13 protein-coding genes and 1 pseudogene are annotated in these 13,171 nt (G+C 51.0%); 3 read left to right on the top strand and 11 right to left on the bottom strand.

Annotated features, from left to right (window positions below; translation table 11 throughout):
- Nucleotides 1-330: 330 nt before the first annotated feature.
- Both FD737_RS07730 and FD737_RS07725 read right to left on the bottom strand, forming a co-directional pair.
- Complete coding sequence (locus FD737_RS07730) at nt 331-1,731, bottom strand: YfcC family protein (RefSeq protein ID WP_160833171.1); 1,401 nt, start codon at nt 1,729-1,731, stop codon at nt 331-333.
- Entirely contained in the window at nt 1,718-2,857 is a 1,140-nt protein-coding gene (locus FD737_RS07725) for a M20 family metallopeptidase (RefSeq protein ID WP_160833170.1), read from the bottom strand. Before FD737_RS07725 ends, FD737_RS07730 begins: the two co-directional genes overlap by 14 nt.
- A gap of 110 nt (nt 2,858-2,967) precedes the next feature.
- On the opposite strand from FD737_RS07725, the gene FD737_RS07720 reads away from it, so the two are divergent.
- The gene (locus tag FD737_RS07720) at nt 2,968-3,888 is read left to right on the top strand and encodes a LysR family transcriptional regulator (RefSeq protein WP_160833169.1); all 921 of its coding nucleotides are present in this window, start codon (nt 2,968-2,970) and stop codon (nt 3,886-3,888) included.
- A 75-nt stretch (nt 3,889-3,963) separates the two neighbouring features.
- On the opposite strand, the gene FD737_RS07715 is transcribed toward FD737_RS07720, so the two are convergent.
- Nucleotides 3,964-5,169: an MFS transporter gene (locus FD737_RS07715; protein ID WP_160833168.1), complete on the bottom strand. Its 1,206-nt coding sequence runs from the start codon at nt 5,167-5,169 to the stop codon at nt 3,964-3,966.
- A 190-nt stretch (nt 5,170-5,359) separates the two neighbouring features.
- On the opposite strand from FD737_RS07715, the gene FD737_RS07710 reads away from it, so the two are divergent.
- Nucleotides 5,360-5,968 carry a TetR/AcrR family transcriptional regulator gene (locus FD737_RS07710; RefSeq protein ID WP_160833167.1) on the top strand — a complete coding sequence of 203 codons (609 nt, stop codon included), beginning with the start codon at nt 5,360-5,362 and terminating at the stop codon, nt 5,966-5,968.
- Nucleotides 5,969-5,975: 7 nt separating this feature from the next.
- On the opposite strand, the gene FD737_RS07705 is transcribed toward FD737_RS07710, so the two are convergent.
- The 5 genes from FD737_RS07705 to FD737_RS07685 all read right to left on the bottom strand — a co-directional run bounded on the left by FD737_RS07705 (nt 5,976) and on the right by FD737_RS07685 (nt 9,029).
- Nucleotides 5,976-6,425 carry a GNAT family N-acetyltransferase gene (locus FD737_RS07705; protein ID WP_058960780.1) on the bottom strand — a complete coding sequence of 150 codons (450 nt, stop codon included), beginning with the start codon at nt 6,423-6,425 and terminating at the stop codon, nt 5,976-5,978.
- A 95-nt stretch (nt 6,426-6,520) separates the two neighbouring features.
- Complete coding sequence (locus FD737_RS23850; protein WP_058960781.1) at nt 6,521-6,742, bottom strand: hypothetical protein; 222 nt, start codon at nt 6,740-6,742, stop codon at nt 6,521-6,523.
- A gap of 226 nt (nt 6,743-6,968) precedes the next feature.
- On the bottom strand, nt 6,969-7,250 hold the full coding sequence (locus FD737_RS07695) for a response regulator transcription factor (RefSeq protein ID WP_160833165.1): 282 nt from the start codon (nt 7,248-7,250) through the stop codon (nt 6,969-6,971).
- 458 nt (nt 7,251-7,708) lie between these two features.
- Nucleotides 7,709-8,266 (bottom strand): autotransporter outer membrane beta-barrel domain-containing protein, encoded by a 558-nt coding sequence (locus FD737_RS07690; RefSeq protein ID WP_160833164.1) that lies wholly within the window; start codon nt 8,264-8,266, stop codon nt 7,709-7,711.
- Nucleotides 8,267-8,384: 118 nt separating this feature from the next.
- Complete coding sequence (locus FD737_RS07685; protein ID WP_237448766.1) at nt 8,385-9,029, bottom strand: response regulator transcription factor; 645 nt, start codon at nt 9,027-9,029, stop codon at nt 8,385-8,387.
- A 479-nt stretch (nt 9,030-9,508) separates the two neighbouring features.
- Here FD737_RS07685 and FD737_RS07680 point away from each other — a divergent pair.
- Nucleotides 9,509-9,634: pseudogene (locus tag FD737_RS07680) on the top strand (Fic family protein); the annotation flags it as partial.
- A gap of 107 nt (nt 9,635-9,741) precedes the next feature.
- Here FD737_RS07680 and FD737_RS07675 read toward each other — a convergent pair.
- The 3 genes from FD737_RS07675 to FD737_RS07665 all read right to left on the bottom strand — a co-directional run bounded on the left by FD737_RS07675 (nt 9,742) and on the right by FD737_RS07665 (nt 13,166).
- A complete protein-coding gene (locus FD737_RS07675; protein WP_160833163.1) occupies nt 9,742-10,611 on the bottom strand; it encodes an ATP-grasp fold amidoligase family protein in 870 nt (289 codons plus the stop codon).
- A 5-nt stretch (nt 10,612-10,616) separates the two neighbouring features.
- Complete coding sequence (locus FD737_RS07670; RefSeq protein WP_160833162.1) at nt 10,617-11,852, bottom strand: polysaccharide biosynthesis C-terminal domain-containing protein; 1,236 nt, start codon at nt 11,850-11,852, stop codon at nt 10,617-10,619.
- Between the two features lie 447 nt (nt 11,853-12,299).
- Complete coding sequence (locus FD737_RS07665) at nt 12,300-13,166, bottom strand: DMT family transporter (RefSeq protein ID WP_176505746.1); 867 nt, start codon at nt 13,164-13,166, stop codon at nt 12,300-12,302.
- Nucleotides 13,167-13,171 lie beyond the last annotated feature (5 nt).

The raw sequence follows: 13,171 nt of genomic DNA, 5'->3' as shown, positions 1-13,171 counted from the left end.
CAAATGGCGTGAGAATATCCCTCTGCAGTGAAGAGAGATGAAATGCAGCTGTCAGTAAAAGTTTAAAAGCAGAATATTACTGTTGCAGATAGTGACGTGCGTAACGAAGGCGGGTGTTGTAGGTGGAGAAAAAAGATAAGTCAGAATTCATCATTATGATATCTGGTGACAGACCCTGGTTCCTGTTATCAGGTCCGCGACATTCACTCCGGTAAATTAATCGTGCAGTTACCATAACACATTATTTTCGAGCTGCAACCGCTAATGAAATATTAGCAGCGATGAAAAAGGGATGCCAAACAGGCCATCCCTTTTGTCAGAAGAAAATATTTAGAACGGACCCCAGTTGATCGCCACGCCAATCAGCAGCGTCACCACGCAAATCGCAAACCAGATGGCGACGACCGGTGCCACGAATTTAAGCCATTTGCCGAACGAGATATTGGCCGTGGCCAGCGCGGCCATCAGCACACCCGAGGTCGGACTGATGGAGTTCACTATCCCTTCGCCCAGCAGCACGGTTTGCACCGTGACCTGACGTGTTAGGCCGAGGTTATCGCCCAGCGGGGAGAAAATCGGGATCAACAACGCTGACTCGCCCGAACCGGATGAAATGCCGAAATGCATCAGTGCGGCGCTGATAAACATGCCCACAGCGGCAATCGCAGGCGGAACCGGTGCCAGCAAGTCTGACAGGAAGCCAACAATCGGATCGAGGATATTGCCCTGCTGCAGCACCACCGAAATCGCACCTGCCATCCCGACAATAAAACCGCCTTTGACCAGCTGAGAGCAGCCGCTCAGGAAGGTGTTAGCAATAGCAGAACCGGAAAGGCGACCAATCAAACCGACCATGATCGACAGGATGATAAACATCGCCGACATCTCATTGGTGGCCCAATGCAGCTGCACCGTGCCGACCATAAACAGAATCAGCGTCACCGCACAGGTCAGCAGAATCAATTTATGACGGCCGGTAATCGCCAGCGGCTCAGCGCTTTCCACCGCCGTGGCCACGCGCACCTGACCATTTTTGCGCATGCGCTTCACGGTAATAATCAGGTAAATCGCCACCGTTAACACAAACAGCAGGTTGGTAATGCCGCGCAGCAGCATGCCTGAGAACAGCGGCAGCTGCGCCAGATGCTGTGTCAGACCGGTGGTGGCCGGGCCGAGGAACGCCACGTTGAAGCCTGCCGCGCAGGTTAGATAGATCAGAGCCATACCTATAACGGGCGGCAAGCCTAACGAACGCGCCACCAGCAGGCCAATCGGCACAAAAGCCACCACCGAGTTTTGCACCACGCCAGTACTGCCGAGCACAGCGAAAATCACTGCAAAAATCAGGATCAAACGGGTATCGCTGATTTTGGTGCTGCGTGACAGCGAATTCAGCGCGGTGGCAATCGCGCCTGTGGCTTCAATCACCGCCAGCAGCCCGCCGGTGAACAGAATCAGGAAAATGATCGGTGCCGCTTTGATCACCCCCTTTACGATGGCCATGAAAATCTCGCCGGGATAAACGCCGGTACGCGCCACTTCATGCAAACTGCCTTTAATGGCAAAGGTCACGCCATTGCGGGTTTCGTGATCAAATTTACCCGCCGGGATGATCCAGGTAGCGACCGCTGCCAGCACCAGGATGATAAACAGCAGCAGATAAGGGCTCTGCTCACTCTTCTTGCCTGCGGGCTGCATCGCACTATTTTTTTCAACATTAACCTGCGACATGGTCTTCCCCCAGCATTAAACCCGCTACCAGCGCGGTGCGTGAGGCAATATCGGCAATGATGATGTGCTCATGACGCGCATGAATACCTGCACCGGTCGCGCCCAATCCATCTAAGGTTGGGATACCCAACGCTGCAGTGAAGTTACCATCGCTGCCGCCGCCCACCGATTGACCTTCCACGCTGAAACCGATCTGTTGTGCCACGGCTTGCGCACGCTGCATGATCGCCAAAGACTCTGCGCTCTGGCGCATCGGTGGACGTGATTGTGCGCCGGTAATCTTCAGCTTAATGCCCGGTAAGTGTGGCTGAATCTGGGTGATTTCGGCGTGAATGCGCTGGGCTTCCTCTTCGCTGGTGACGCGCGTGTCGATGCCCAGCACCGCTTTATCCGCCACCACGTTGATGCGATTACCGCCCTGCGCAATACCCACGTTGACGGTGGTGCCGCGATCCGGTGCATTCAATCCATGCAGGAACAGCACCTGATGTGCCATCTCCTGCACCGCGCTGATACCTTCTTCAGGGTTGTTACCCGCATGCGCGGCCTGGCCGGTGATCACGATTTGATACTGACCCGTGCCTTTGCGCGCAACCTTCAGCGCACCGGTGCCAGCCACGGCGGGTTCCACCACCAGCACTTGCGATGACCCTAACGCATGACGGGAAAGCCATTCACTGGAGCTTGGGCTGCCCACCTCTTCGTCGCTGCCACAGAGGAAAACGATGCGTTTCCCTGCCAGCAAGTCGTGTTCTTTTAACGCGCGCGCCGCCCAAATCGACTGCACCAGGCCCGCTTTCATGTCCAGAATGCCGGGGCCATAAAACTTGCCGTCTTCCTCGCCCATCGGCAATTCGCCTTCATCCCAGACGGTGTCAAAATGGCCGAGCACCACGGTTTGATCGTCGCCTGAGCCCAGCGTGAACTTGAGGTGGTTCCCGTAATGTTCCTGTACATCGATTACAGCATCAATACCCAGACGCTCGGCGAACAGGGCTTGCAGCACGTTGCCACAGCGATCCACCGCTGCCTTGTCCATGGAGGGTGACTCTGCTGCCACCAGGGTTTTGATATCTGAGAGAATGTCGTCTGAATGCTGTTGCAAATAACTTATTATATTTTTCATTACTTCTGTCCTCACCAAGTGAATCTCGAGTATGAGGATAAAATTGCGCTTAAAAAATGGGTATAAAACGTTATTATTGTTGACCTGAGAACAACAGATAATGAAAACCTATGGCAATGCTGCTCTATCCTGACAAGTCCATAAGATACTTGTATGAAGTCGGTGTCCATGGCGGCATTCGTCGTGCGGCGGAAGCACTGGATGTCGATCCCGCGGCCATCAGTCGTCAGCTTTCGCAGCTGGCGCGTGATATGCAACTACCGCTGCTGGAGCGGCGCGGACGCAATGTGGTACTCACCGAAGCGGGGAAATTGCTGGCTGAGGATTATGCGCAAACGCATCAACGCAGAAGCCACCTGGAAAGACGTCTGCGCGATTTGCGCCATAAACGCGGCGGCTCGATCCGTATGCGTGTCGGCCAGGGGATGGTCGATGAGGTGGTGAAGTATGTCTTGCGGCCTTTTTCACAAAGCTATCCTGAAGTGTTCATCGATATTTTATCGGGCGATATGCAAACCACGGTGAGCCTGATCACTCGTGGCGAAGTGGATATGGCCGTGGGTTTTGGCCCCCTGGGTCCGCCCGGCGTGAAGTGTCACAGTTATCTGCGCGGCCCCATCTGCGCCATTGTGCATCGTGATCACCCCATCGGATTGTATCAGCAGGTTGAGGTCAGCGATCTTGCCGAATATCCACTGATTGGCATGGACAAAGACTTTGGTATTCAAAGCTATATGAACGTCATGTTTAATCAGGAAGGATTGGTGTTCACGCCCGCCTACAGCTGCAACCTGTTTTCCAGTGCGATTGCGCTGAGCCAGGCGGGAATGGGCATTGCGTTTATGACCACCAAAGTCGTTGAAGACGCGTTGACGTCGCGTAATCTGATCGCGGTGCCGATCAATCATCGCATCGCCCGCGAGAGCCAATGCCATCTGTTACGCAGCGCCGACCACCGCTTTACCCCAGCGGCACAGCACCTTTGGCAGCTGCTGTGCCAGTTTTTTGAGGGCAGTTCACATGACGCTTAATGTGGGAGATGCCACTCCACGTGAGCGGCGATTAACATTTCCAACGTGGGGGCAGACCTTATATTGAGCGAACGATTAATGACCCGTGCGAGCGCCCGCTCTAAATCCGTGTTCACTTGCTTGCCAGGCGATAACGAATGCCACGATCAAGAGCACAAGCAAAACGGGTGGGAATGATTGCGCGCCCCAGTGATTCAACAAAATGCCGCCGGTGATGCCGCCCGCCGCAATCGCGCCGTTCCACGCCACCACGTTCATGGAAAGTGCGATATCTGCGCCCTCTCCGGCGGTATCCGCGAGCGCCGTTTGCAATAGCGTTGCTGCCCCGCCGAAGGTCAACCCCCACACGGCAACACCGAGGTACAGCACTGCTGGAATGTGCGAAAAGCCCATAAACCCCAATGAAACCAGGGCAAATACCGCCAGACTCACCAGTACGCTGCTGCGTAATTGGCGATCGATCAGCCGCCCGATCACAGCAATCGCCAGCAGCGCGGAAAGCCCGAAGACCAGCAGCACGACATCCACTTGAGAACCCAATCCGGCCAATTGCAGAAACGGGGCGATGTAGGTATAGAGAATGTTGTGAGCCAGCATCCAGGCGATCACCACACTGAGCACGGGTCTCACACCTGGCGTGGTGAGCACCTTCAATAGCGGCATACGTTCATGGCGCGATTGCCCCGGATAATCAGGCACTTTGGTCAGCACCCATACCACCAGCACAAGGGTTAAGGCAGAGATAACCGCGAAGGCGCTGCGCCAACCCAGCAGGCCACCCAGCCAGGTGCCGAGCGGTAAGCCCAGTGACAAGGCGATAGGCGTGCCCACCATGGCGATGGCCATCGCTTTGCCCTGCTGGTGAATCGCCACCATCCTGCGGGCATAGCCCGCCAGCAGACTCCATGACAATCCCGCTGCTACGCCAGCCAAAAAACGTGCCGTTAGCGTGAGCCAGTAGTTTGCGGACAGCGCCGTAATAGAATTGAAAATCAGGAACCCGGCGATAGCCAGCAGCAATACATTTCTGCGCCGCCAACTCTGTGTCGCGATGGTCAATGGGATCGCGGCGATCAGCGAGCCCAGCGCATAAGCCGTGACCGTCTGCCCCGCCAGCGCATTAGAGATGCTCAGTCCCGCTGCCATTTGCGGCAACAGCCCGGCGGGTAAGGTTTCGGTGATGATGCAAATAAAGCCTGTCATCGCCAGCGCCAGCAGAGCAGATATCGGCAGCGATTCTGTTGCTGCATCTTCCCCGGTGAGTGCGAGTTCTTTTTCCATAATTCCTTCTGAAATCATTTATGTATCGACTGGTATATATTTAGCCGTGCAATATCGCCTTGATGAAGTTAAAGAGAGCGACCTGAACTAATGTAACGATCGATACACTAGTAAGGCGGGTTCGCTTTGTCAATGAGTTATGTATCGTTTAGTATAGTAATCCACCGCACGTATTAAACAGGAGGACGCGATGGCGACGATGGGACGCCCAAGAACATTTGATCGGGACCAGGCGATCGAACAGGCGATGTATCTGTTTTGGCAGCAGGGCTACGAATCGACTTCACTGAATCAGCTCAAGGCCAGCATCAATAGCGGCATCTCCGCACCCAGCTTTTACGCCGCGTTTGGTTCGAAAGAGGCATTATTTCGTGAGTGTGTGCAGCGCTATCTCGCGACCTTTGGTCAGGTAACGGAATTCCTGTGGGATACGAATCTGACGGGACGTGAAGCCGTGGAAACCTCGTTGCGACGCTCAGCGCAGATGCAGTGCGAGCCAGGCCATCCAACCGGATGTATGGTAGGCCTCGGTGCCATGAGCGCCACCTCCGCCGAACATGCTGCCGTGGCCGAACCGCTGACACGCTCGCGCAAGCGTACCCGAGCCGGAATCACCGCCGCGATCGCGCGTGCCGTTGCCGCGGGCGAGTTGCGGCCGGATGTTGATGTCAGCGCGCTGGCGGCATCTTTCAGCACTTTTATGTTTGGTTTATCGATTCAGGCACGCGACGGCGCCAGCATTGAGGAACTTAACCAGGCGATTACGCAGATGATGTGGATGTGGGATGCGAATAGATAAGGTGAGATCAGAGTGTTCTGCTTAAACAAACGGATTCGGTGCGACCAACATACGGGCCGTAGTTTTCAATCTGCTTAAAGCCGTGTTTAAGATAAAAATCCACGGCGCGAGTGTTGATGGCGCGTGTTGAAAGCTGAATTTCTTCGAAGCCTACACTCACGGCCCACCGCTGCAAATGTTCTAACAGCGCCGCCCCCACGCCGTATACGCTGCGATCCGAATACATGCGTTTTAGTTCTGCGATGTCATGCGATAGCGGCCGCAGTGAAGCACATCCTACCGCTCTCCCTTGCTGATCTTTTGCTAACACCCAGATGGAGCGTCTTTCATTCAAGGCTTCAGCATTAAAGTGGCTCTTTCCGTTGTTCCCGGTGATGGCCGCCAACTCTGTGGAGAGTTGTTCAATCAGACGTTGGGATTCAGGGGCGAGGGGGTCAGCGGACTCGATAGTGATCATAATGGGGGATCTATTCCTGATGTGCGGCGATGATGCTCATCGCCTCCGGATTAATCTGCAGTCAGCACGTTAAACCGGAAGCGCTTATCTGCCAATTACTTTTGTTGCTGCTGTTTTGCTTCAGCTTCCTTTTGCTTCTTACTGGCCATGTGATGACCCACGACACACCCCCCTACCGCGCCCATCACGGCATGGTGCGCAACATGCCCCGCTGCGGCACCAATCATCGCGCCTTTCAGGCATCCTTGTGCTTCAGCCTGAGCGCTGACGGCTAAAAACAGGCCTAAAGTGATTACCAACTTTGACAGATTTTTCATACAACTGTGGTTCCGAAAAGGGATGAAGCTGAGTACGTTACCGATAAATTTGTTTGAATTCGTGCACTATTCGCTGAGGCGCACCACTGATTGCGGGCTGTTGATGAATGGTTGTTGATTGGGTGCTGCAATGGGGTTTCGTCCATCACCCATTCATCAATCACACACGGCACACCGTCATGCTGTTCGTTGCCTGGAAGAGTTCTGATTAAGACTGTGAGTGCTGCTACAGCAGATGATAGCGCCGCGCGAAGTCAATGAGTTCCACTAATGAGGTGATGTTCAGCTTTAATTTGAGGCGATGTTTATAGGTACTGACGGTTTTTTCACTGAGCGACAGTTGCGCACCAATCTGTTTATTGCCCATGCCTTTTGCCAGCAAAATCAACACCGTCATTTCGCGCGCGGAGAGCATGCGTAAGCGTTGCTCATCACTGGCCCCATGGCGACGATGGGCTGCCGTCGGAAAATCCTGCGCTGGGGCGAAACTGTAACCACGCATCACCATGCGCACCACCTCTTTGAATTCGCTGAGTTGATCCGAGGCGATGACATAGCCATCGGCACCCGCGTCCAGACAACGCTGCGCGAAATGCGGACAGCAGCGTTAATCCTTCAAGGTTGTTGATGAGATTAACCACCAGCAAGTCCGGACACCGTCGTTGAACCTGATCCAGCCCTTCAACCACAGGCAAGCATTCAGCTAAGACGGCGATGCCGCTGTATTCCAACGCCATCACGCGTTCGCGGCAGTGGTCTGGGTGGTCATCGATCATAATGGCGGTTTTCATGGCGTACTGATGTTCCTTTCAGAGGGTGAATAAACGTCCTTGCATGCTTATCACCTTAGCCCGCGAACGCTGCATCGGCTGTAGGAGAGTACTTATCTGTTGAGCAAAATTCCGGCGCCAGGATGCCGCCAGATATCTGTGATTACCAGCTCCAGCGCACACCGAAAGACGCATTCTAAGGGCTGTTCATATGCCGTGCTTTGCTGGTCGCTGCTTCGGTATAAAGCTGTAGATCAGGTTGAAGCTGAGCAGGCATCCGCCATGTCATCTCTGCGCGCGTACCGGCCAGATCATTGCTGAAACGCTGATCGTTAAGGGTCATGCGATTGTTGTTTTCCAACTCCTGAATCGCTGATAACCGTACCCACGGCGTTGACTGCGCCCCCTGGGATAAGGTCAGTGACTTGCCCACGACGCCGTGCAGCGCAACTTGTTGCGAGCGAGCCGAACCGCTACGGGCAGCCAAACTATCACTCTTCGTCCACAGCGTGCTCAACTGTGCCGACGCCTCAACGAACCCGCCACCGCTGCCATCAATACTGAAGCTGTCTAAACCGGTCATCGTACCTGCAAGCGAGGAACCACTGTTCAATGCCAGTGCGATGCGGCTGGTGGTGTCAGTGCGGTTGTTACCGGTGAGTACCGAGTCATGGCTGGCGGTGACTGCGGCTAAGGCATTGCTGTTGCCCTGTAATACATTGCCACTGCTTTGACATACGCACTTGATTCTCACCTTTGTTTTGCGGCGGTACACCTTTAAAAGTGACGCGCCCAAGGTGTTGATAAGGTGTATACTTCCTGATTGACGTAAAACCATCCAGTCTCTGCTGAATGGAATAAAAAATTGAATGTTAGAAAAGATGATCGCGGTATTTAAACAATTCTAAATCGGTGGTCAGCCCCAGTTTTTTCATCCCCGATTGCTTGTGCCCGCTGATGGTTTTACGGCTGCGTTTTAATTTTTCTGCGATCTCAATTACCTGCATGCCATCAAGGAAACAACGGATCACTTCCGCTTCACGCGGCGATAACAGCGTATCCAGTCGCGAAAGCTTCTCGCCGTTGGCGTGATACAGCGGCCCATCTAATACCGCGCCATCGCGCTTTCGCACCGGTATTTTGCTTAATTCACTTTCAATGTTATCTGGAATAAAGCGCAGCCCTCTGTCAATCACACGGATGGCTTCAAAATACGTCTGCGCCTCTTCACGTTTAGAAATATAGCCTTTGATTCCACTCATAAAGGCGGCACGTATTACCGCCAGGCTTTCCATGGAGGACGAGAGTAAAATCTTTAATGTTGGATGGCGTGATAAGATCTGTTTTATTAACGACAAACCATCAAGCTCATCGCCACCCAAAATATAATCCAGCACCAGCACATCAGCAGCGTTCTTTTGCAACCATGATAAGAGTTCGTGGCTATGGGAAAAGCTGCCGGTGATCTGCATATCGGGATAGTGGCTGGCTGCCATTTCCAGTGATAATCGAATCATCGGGTGGTCATCCAGTAATACTACCGATATTTTTTCACCCGCGTAACGAATCATCAATGTCAACCTCATCAGTCAGCCAGAATAAACAACAAAATACGTTTTATTGCGTGCTGATCGAAACGCAAGTTGAGACCATTCTGAGTCAACAGTTACTGATTAAACGGTAGGGATTTACTTACACAGCCATGGCAAATAGTAGTGCCATCAAACTTCTCTGACAGGCGTTACATCAGGGTGACATCGACATGCTGGCCATCTGGCGTCCCGCTCTGGAGAACAACCGTACCGTTGCCGCCTCCTTGCCCTGGCTGCACGGTCAGGCCGTGGTGTTACATTCCGATCAGCCTCTACTTCAGCAAACGGAAATTGAGAACGGGTTATTGGCGTTAATGCAGGACAAACAGCATCAATGGGACCCCTATGGTGCCTCACCAAATAGTTTTTTGGATTGTTACCATGCAGTACAGCGACTGGCTACCGCTAAACGTCAAACGGCATCCGCTTATTTGAAACAGCTTGTGGGAATCGGCGTATTAGAAGAGAAAAGTTATGGGCGCGAGAAGCTGTACATGAATACACGCCTGTTGCAGGAACTGAATCAATAAATGAAAAGGGATTGAGTGCTTCATTATGCCGCCCTCAATCCCCGAACCGCTATTCATCAACTGCCAGAGTTAACTCTACTCTGTCTGGGGCGCTCCATGCACACCAATCACAACCTCAGTTGCCCACCCAAAATGGCATCCGCTTCCTGAAGGGAGACATCCAGACCTGCTGAAGGCGTAAATGTCAGTTCACCAAAAATGACTTCGCCATTGAGAAGATAGAAATCAGCGCGCACGAATTTAAAATCGCTCGCCAGTTTCATTGCATACTGCTTCATTTTTACAAAGCCCTCAGGCATCTCGGGCAGGTCATACTTATTAATCAACTTCACCGTATCCTCAAAGGGTAGCGGATTCCAGTTCATGTCAAAGTAATAGAATTTAGGCGTGCCTTTTTCACGGCCGACACAAACCATGACGGCGTAGGGTTTACCGTTAAAGCAGTAAAACTTATAGTCGTCTGGAAAACCACCGCGTTCATTCTCGATAAATTTTTCGCAGAGAATCTTTCTCTCAATCTTTCGGTACTGTGGCTCAATAAAAAGTGATGAGAAATCCTCACTTAACCACTTGCTCAACTGCCGGTTGGTTTTATCAACATCTAATGAGGATTTATCACTACAAATGATGTTGTAGCCTGCACCATGATTGCACTTGAGCGCAAACCTTTCAGGCAGTGCAGCATAGTCAATATCTTGAGGACTATCGTAGACGCCATAAAGCTCATTCAGAATTTGACCGCAGCCTTTGGATGAAATATATTCTCTGACTTTATACTTATCCGCACAGCGAGTGTAGATATCATTGTTCAGCTCATTGAACTTGAGCCACTGAATCTTTTCATTAAAATTGGTAGGATTGGTTAAATTAAGTTTCTTCTTGAATTTAATGTAGTAGTGGGCTTTAGCACAGAATTCTGGTGAAATATTAGCGCTAATTTTCAGAGCTGACTTAACTGTGTGTTTTATCATTCTCATTGAAATTATCTCGTTTTAAAAATGTTGAGGTGCATTTTGATGATTGTTCTATTCTTGAAAAAGTAATTCAGTAACGTGCAAGACAAAATTTCAACAATCAAAAAACAGTATGCAGCGCCATTAATTCCGAAGGAACGGATCATGACCCAGGAAAATGGCACGGTTAATACACAACATAAAAACATCTTCTTAGCCAGGTAGTTGTATCCGGACTCTTTAATCATATACCGGTAGCAGATCGTTCCCAGTGACGAGAACATCGTGCCAATAATGATGATGGGTATAATTTCGGCAGATTCCATATACTTATTGCCATAAAGCAAATGGATAAAGTCATCACCAAACAGATAGAACCCACCTAGCACAACTAAAGACAGCAGGATAACAATCCTGTTGATTTTACTTAGTAATTCATCTACAGCAGGTTGATTCTTTTCATTGTAAATCTTTGAGAAGAAACTCGTTATTAATGCCAATACGATAAATGACCAGGCGCCTCCTATGGTTAATGCAACGCTATAGATTCCCAGATTTGAGTAAGAGATCATTTTAGCCAGAAAAATACTCGAAATCTGCGTGTAGATATCCGCTGATATGCTCGACAGAATTAAGGCCCCGCCGGTATACAACATATGGCGGTTATACATCACAGCACCTTTACTACTTTCATTGACTGCTGTGGTCTGCCTAAAGTACACAAGGCGCATGACGTAAGGGACCAGAGGGATAATGATGATAGGTATCGTGAAATAGTAAATCGGCAGTTCAAAGTGAGATATGTAGAATCTGGCCATCAGTGCCAAAGACAATCCGATGACATTGGTAATCGTATTGATCTTCGATTTTAATTGAGTGTTGTTATAGATCGAAAAGAAGTCCATCACGATGTAATACGTCGCGATGCAGTTGGCAACGCCAAAGATAAAGACCGTGAGATCCGTAAAGAAGTAGAGATACGTGAGTACTGCACTTGAGGAGATGAGAAAGAAAAAACGCCTCTGATTCTGCGTGTGCATCGCCAAAGAGATACCTGAACGGGCTCTCTCACTCATGCGTTTAAAAATAATATTCTGGCCACCAAACCATGACAACGTCTGTACAAAGATAAACAGCGAGGTGGCGATGTTTATCTTGCCAAAGTTATCCGGGCCAATGTATTTAGCCATTAATGAATTGATATATATCAGTCCGATGATATTGACTGACTTCTCCAGCATGATCCATATCGCGTTAGAATACATGTCACGTCTCACATACACTTATGTTGAGTTGCAGTTGTTTATGCTTGATTGATGTTCTACGCTCAAAAGCAACGGGGTTTATATGCATTGCTGGTATATTTATTTGTCAAAAGGTTATATAGTCAAATAACCTTCACATTCTCTCTTTACTTTACGCTTTCATTTTAATTGGTCGATACTGTGACTGTTTACACAAAAATAGTGAAGGGTTTTCTATTCGAATCAGATTAATAGCAGTCATTTATAAATATTAGTGCCAGACATTAATAAAGCGTTGTATTGAGGGAGTTAATTAAATAGGAGAGTAATAATCAGGAAGATAGGGGAATTAACTCGCGGTTTTGAGCCGACGTGCGCGCCTTACATGCCGCATAGCAGGGTTGAGTGATATGCCGATATAACCCTCTTACATAAAGAATTCTGGGCATTCCGGCTGAAAAATCCCAATTACACGACCACCCTCTTCTTCATGACTGTGCCTCGCACCACTGCCAGCAATATCCCTCCTACAATCAGCAGCGTGCCGATCACTTTGCTGTGATCCAGCGATTCATGCAGAATTGCCACGCCCATCAGTAATGCCAGCGCCGGGCTGAGCAGTGACCAGGGCAGAATCTGGCTGGCGGGATAGCGTTTCAGCAGGCCGTACCACAATGAATAAGCGAGGATGGACGAACCCAGCGCGCTGTAGATGACCCCGAGCCAACCGCGCCAACCCGCTGCGAGTAGCAAAGTGAACTGGTGCTGCTCGGTGAGTAGCGAACTCACCCCCACCAATGGAATGGCAAACAGTGACAGCCAGCCCGTCATCGCCAGCGGTGCAATCGGCGGCAAACGCTTGATCAGCACCGTGCTGCATGCCCAACCACAGGCGCTCATCAATAACCACATAATGCTTTGCCAGTGCGACAGCGCCGGACTGCCTGCAAGAATCATCACGCCCAAAAACGCCACCACTACGCCGCCGATTTGCTGATAGCGCAGCCGCTCTTTGAGCCAGAATGCTGCCAGCAGCATGGCGATCGGCGTGCCCATCTGGATAAACACGGCGGTGGTGCCCGCATCGGTGGTTTGCATGCCAATCACCATTAACCCGAAATGCACAAAGCCAAAGGTGAATCCCAGCAGCATCATGCCAGGTAACTGACGCCACGTCAGGCGATGAAACGGCAGCAACAGCGCCGCCACTAGCACAAAACGCAGCGTCAGCATGAACAGCGGCGGCAGTTCCATCAGGCCAAACTTCATGGCGATAACGTTAAAAGCCCAGCCGTTGACCACCAGCAGCAGGATTAACAGGTCGCGCAGCGGAATGGGTT

Source organism: Pantoea sp. Seng (genome assembly GCF_009829935.1).
Lineage (GTDB): Bacteria > Pseudomonadota > Gammaproteobacteria > Enterobacterales > Enterobacteriaceae > Pantoea > Pantoea communis.
This window is presented reverse-complemented; position numbering and strand designations above follow the sequence as displayed.

What these genes read in the sequence shown, in the direction of transcription:
- FD737_RS07730 (WP_160833171.1), bottom strand. Translation starts at nt 1,731, where the DNA reads ATGTCGCAGGTTAATGTTGAAAAAAATAGTGCGATGCAGCCCGCAGGC.
- FD737_RS07725 (WP_160833170.1), bottom strand. Translation starts at nt 2,857, where the DNA reads ATGAAAAATATAATAAGTTATTTGCAACAGCATTCAGACGACATTCTC.
- FD737_RS07720 (WP_160833169.1), top strand. Translation starts at nt 2,968, where the DNA reads ATGGCAATGCTGCTCTATCCTGACAAGTCCATAAGATACTTGTATGAA.
- FD737_RS07715 (WP_160833168.1), bottom strand. Translation starts at nt 5,169, where the DNA reads ATGGAAAAAGAACTCGCACTCACCGGGGAAGATGCAGCAACAGAATCG.
- FD737_RS07710 (WP_160833167.1), top strand. Translation starts at nt 5,360, where the DNA reads ATGGCGACGATGGGACGCCCAAGAACATTTGATCGGGACCAGGCGATC.
- FD737_RS07705 (WP_058960780.1), bottom strand. Translation starts at nt 6,425, where the DNA reads ATGATCACTATCGAGTCCGCTGACCCCCTCGCCCCTGAATCCCAACGT.
- FD737_RS23850 (WP_058960781.1), bottom strand. Translation starts at nt 6,742, where the DNA reads ATGAAAAATCTGTCAAAGTTGGTAATCACTTTAGGCCTGTTTTTAGCC.
- FD737_RS07695 (WP_160833165.1), bottom strand. Translation starts at nt 7,250, where the DNA reads ATGGTGATGCGTGGTTACAGTTTCGCCCCAGCGCAGGATTTTCCGACG.
- FD737_RS07685 (WP_237448766.1), bottom strand. Translation starts at nt 9,029, where the DNA reads ATGATTCGATTATCACTGGAAATGGCAGCCAGCCACTATCCCGATATG.
- FD737_RS07675 (WP_160833163.1), bottom strand. Translation starts at nt 10,611, where the DNA reads ATGAGAATGATAAAACACACAGTTAAGTCAGCTCTGAAAATTAGCGCT.
- FD737_RS07670 (WP_160833162.1), bottom strand. Translation starts at nt 11,852, where the DNA reads ATGTATTCTAACGCGATATGGATCATGCTGGAGAAGTCAGTCAATATC.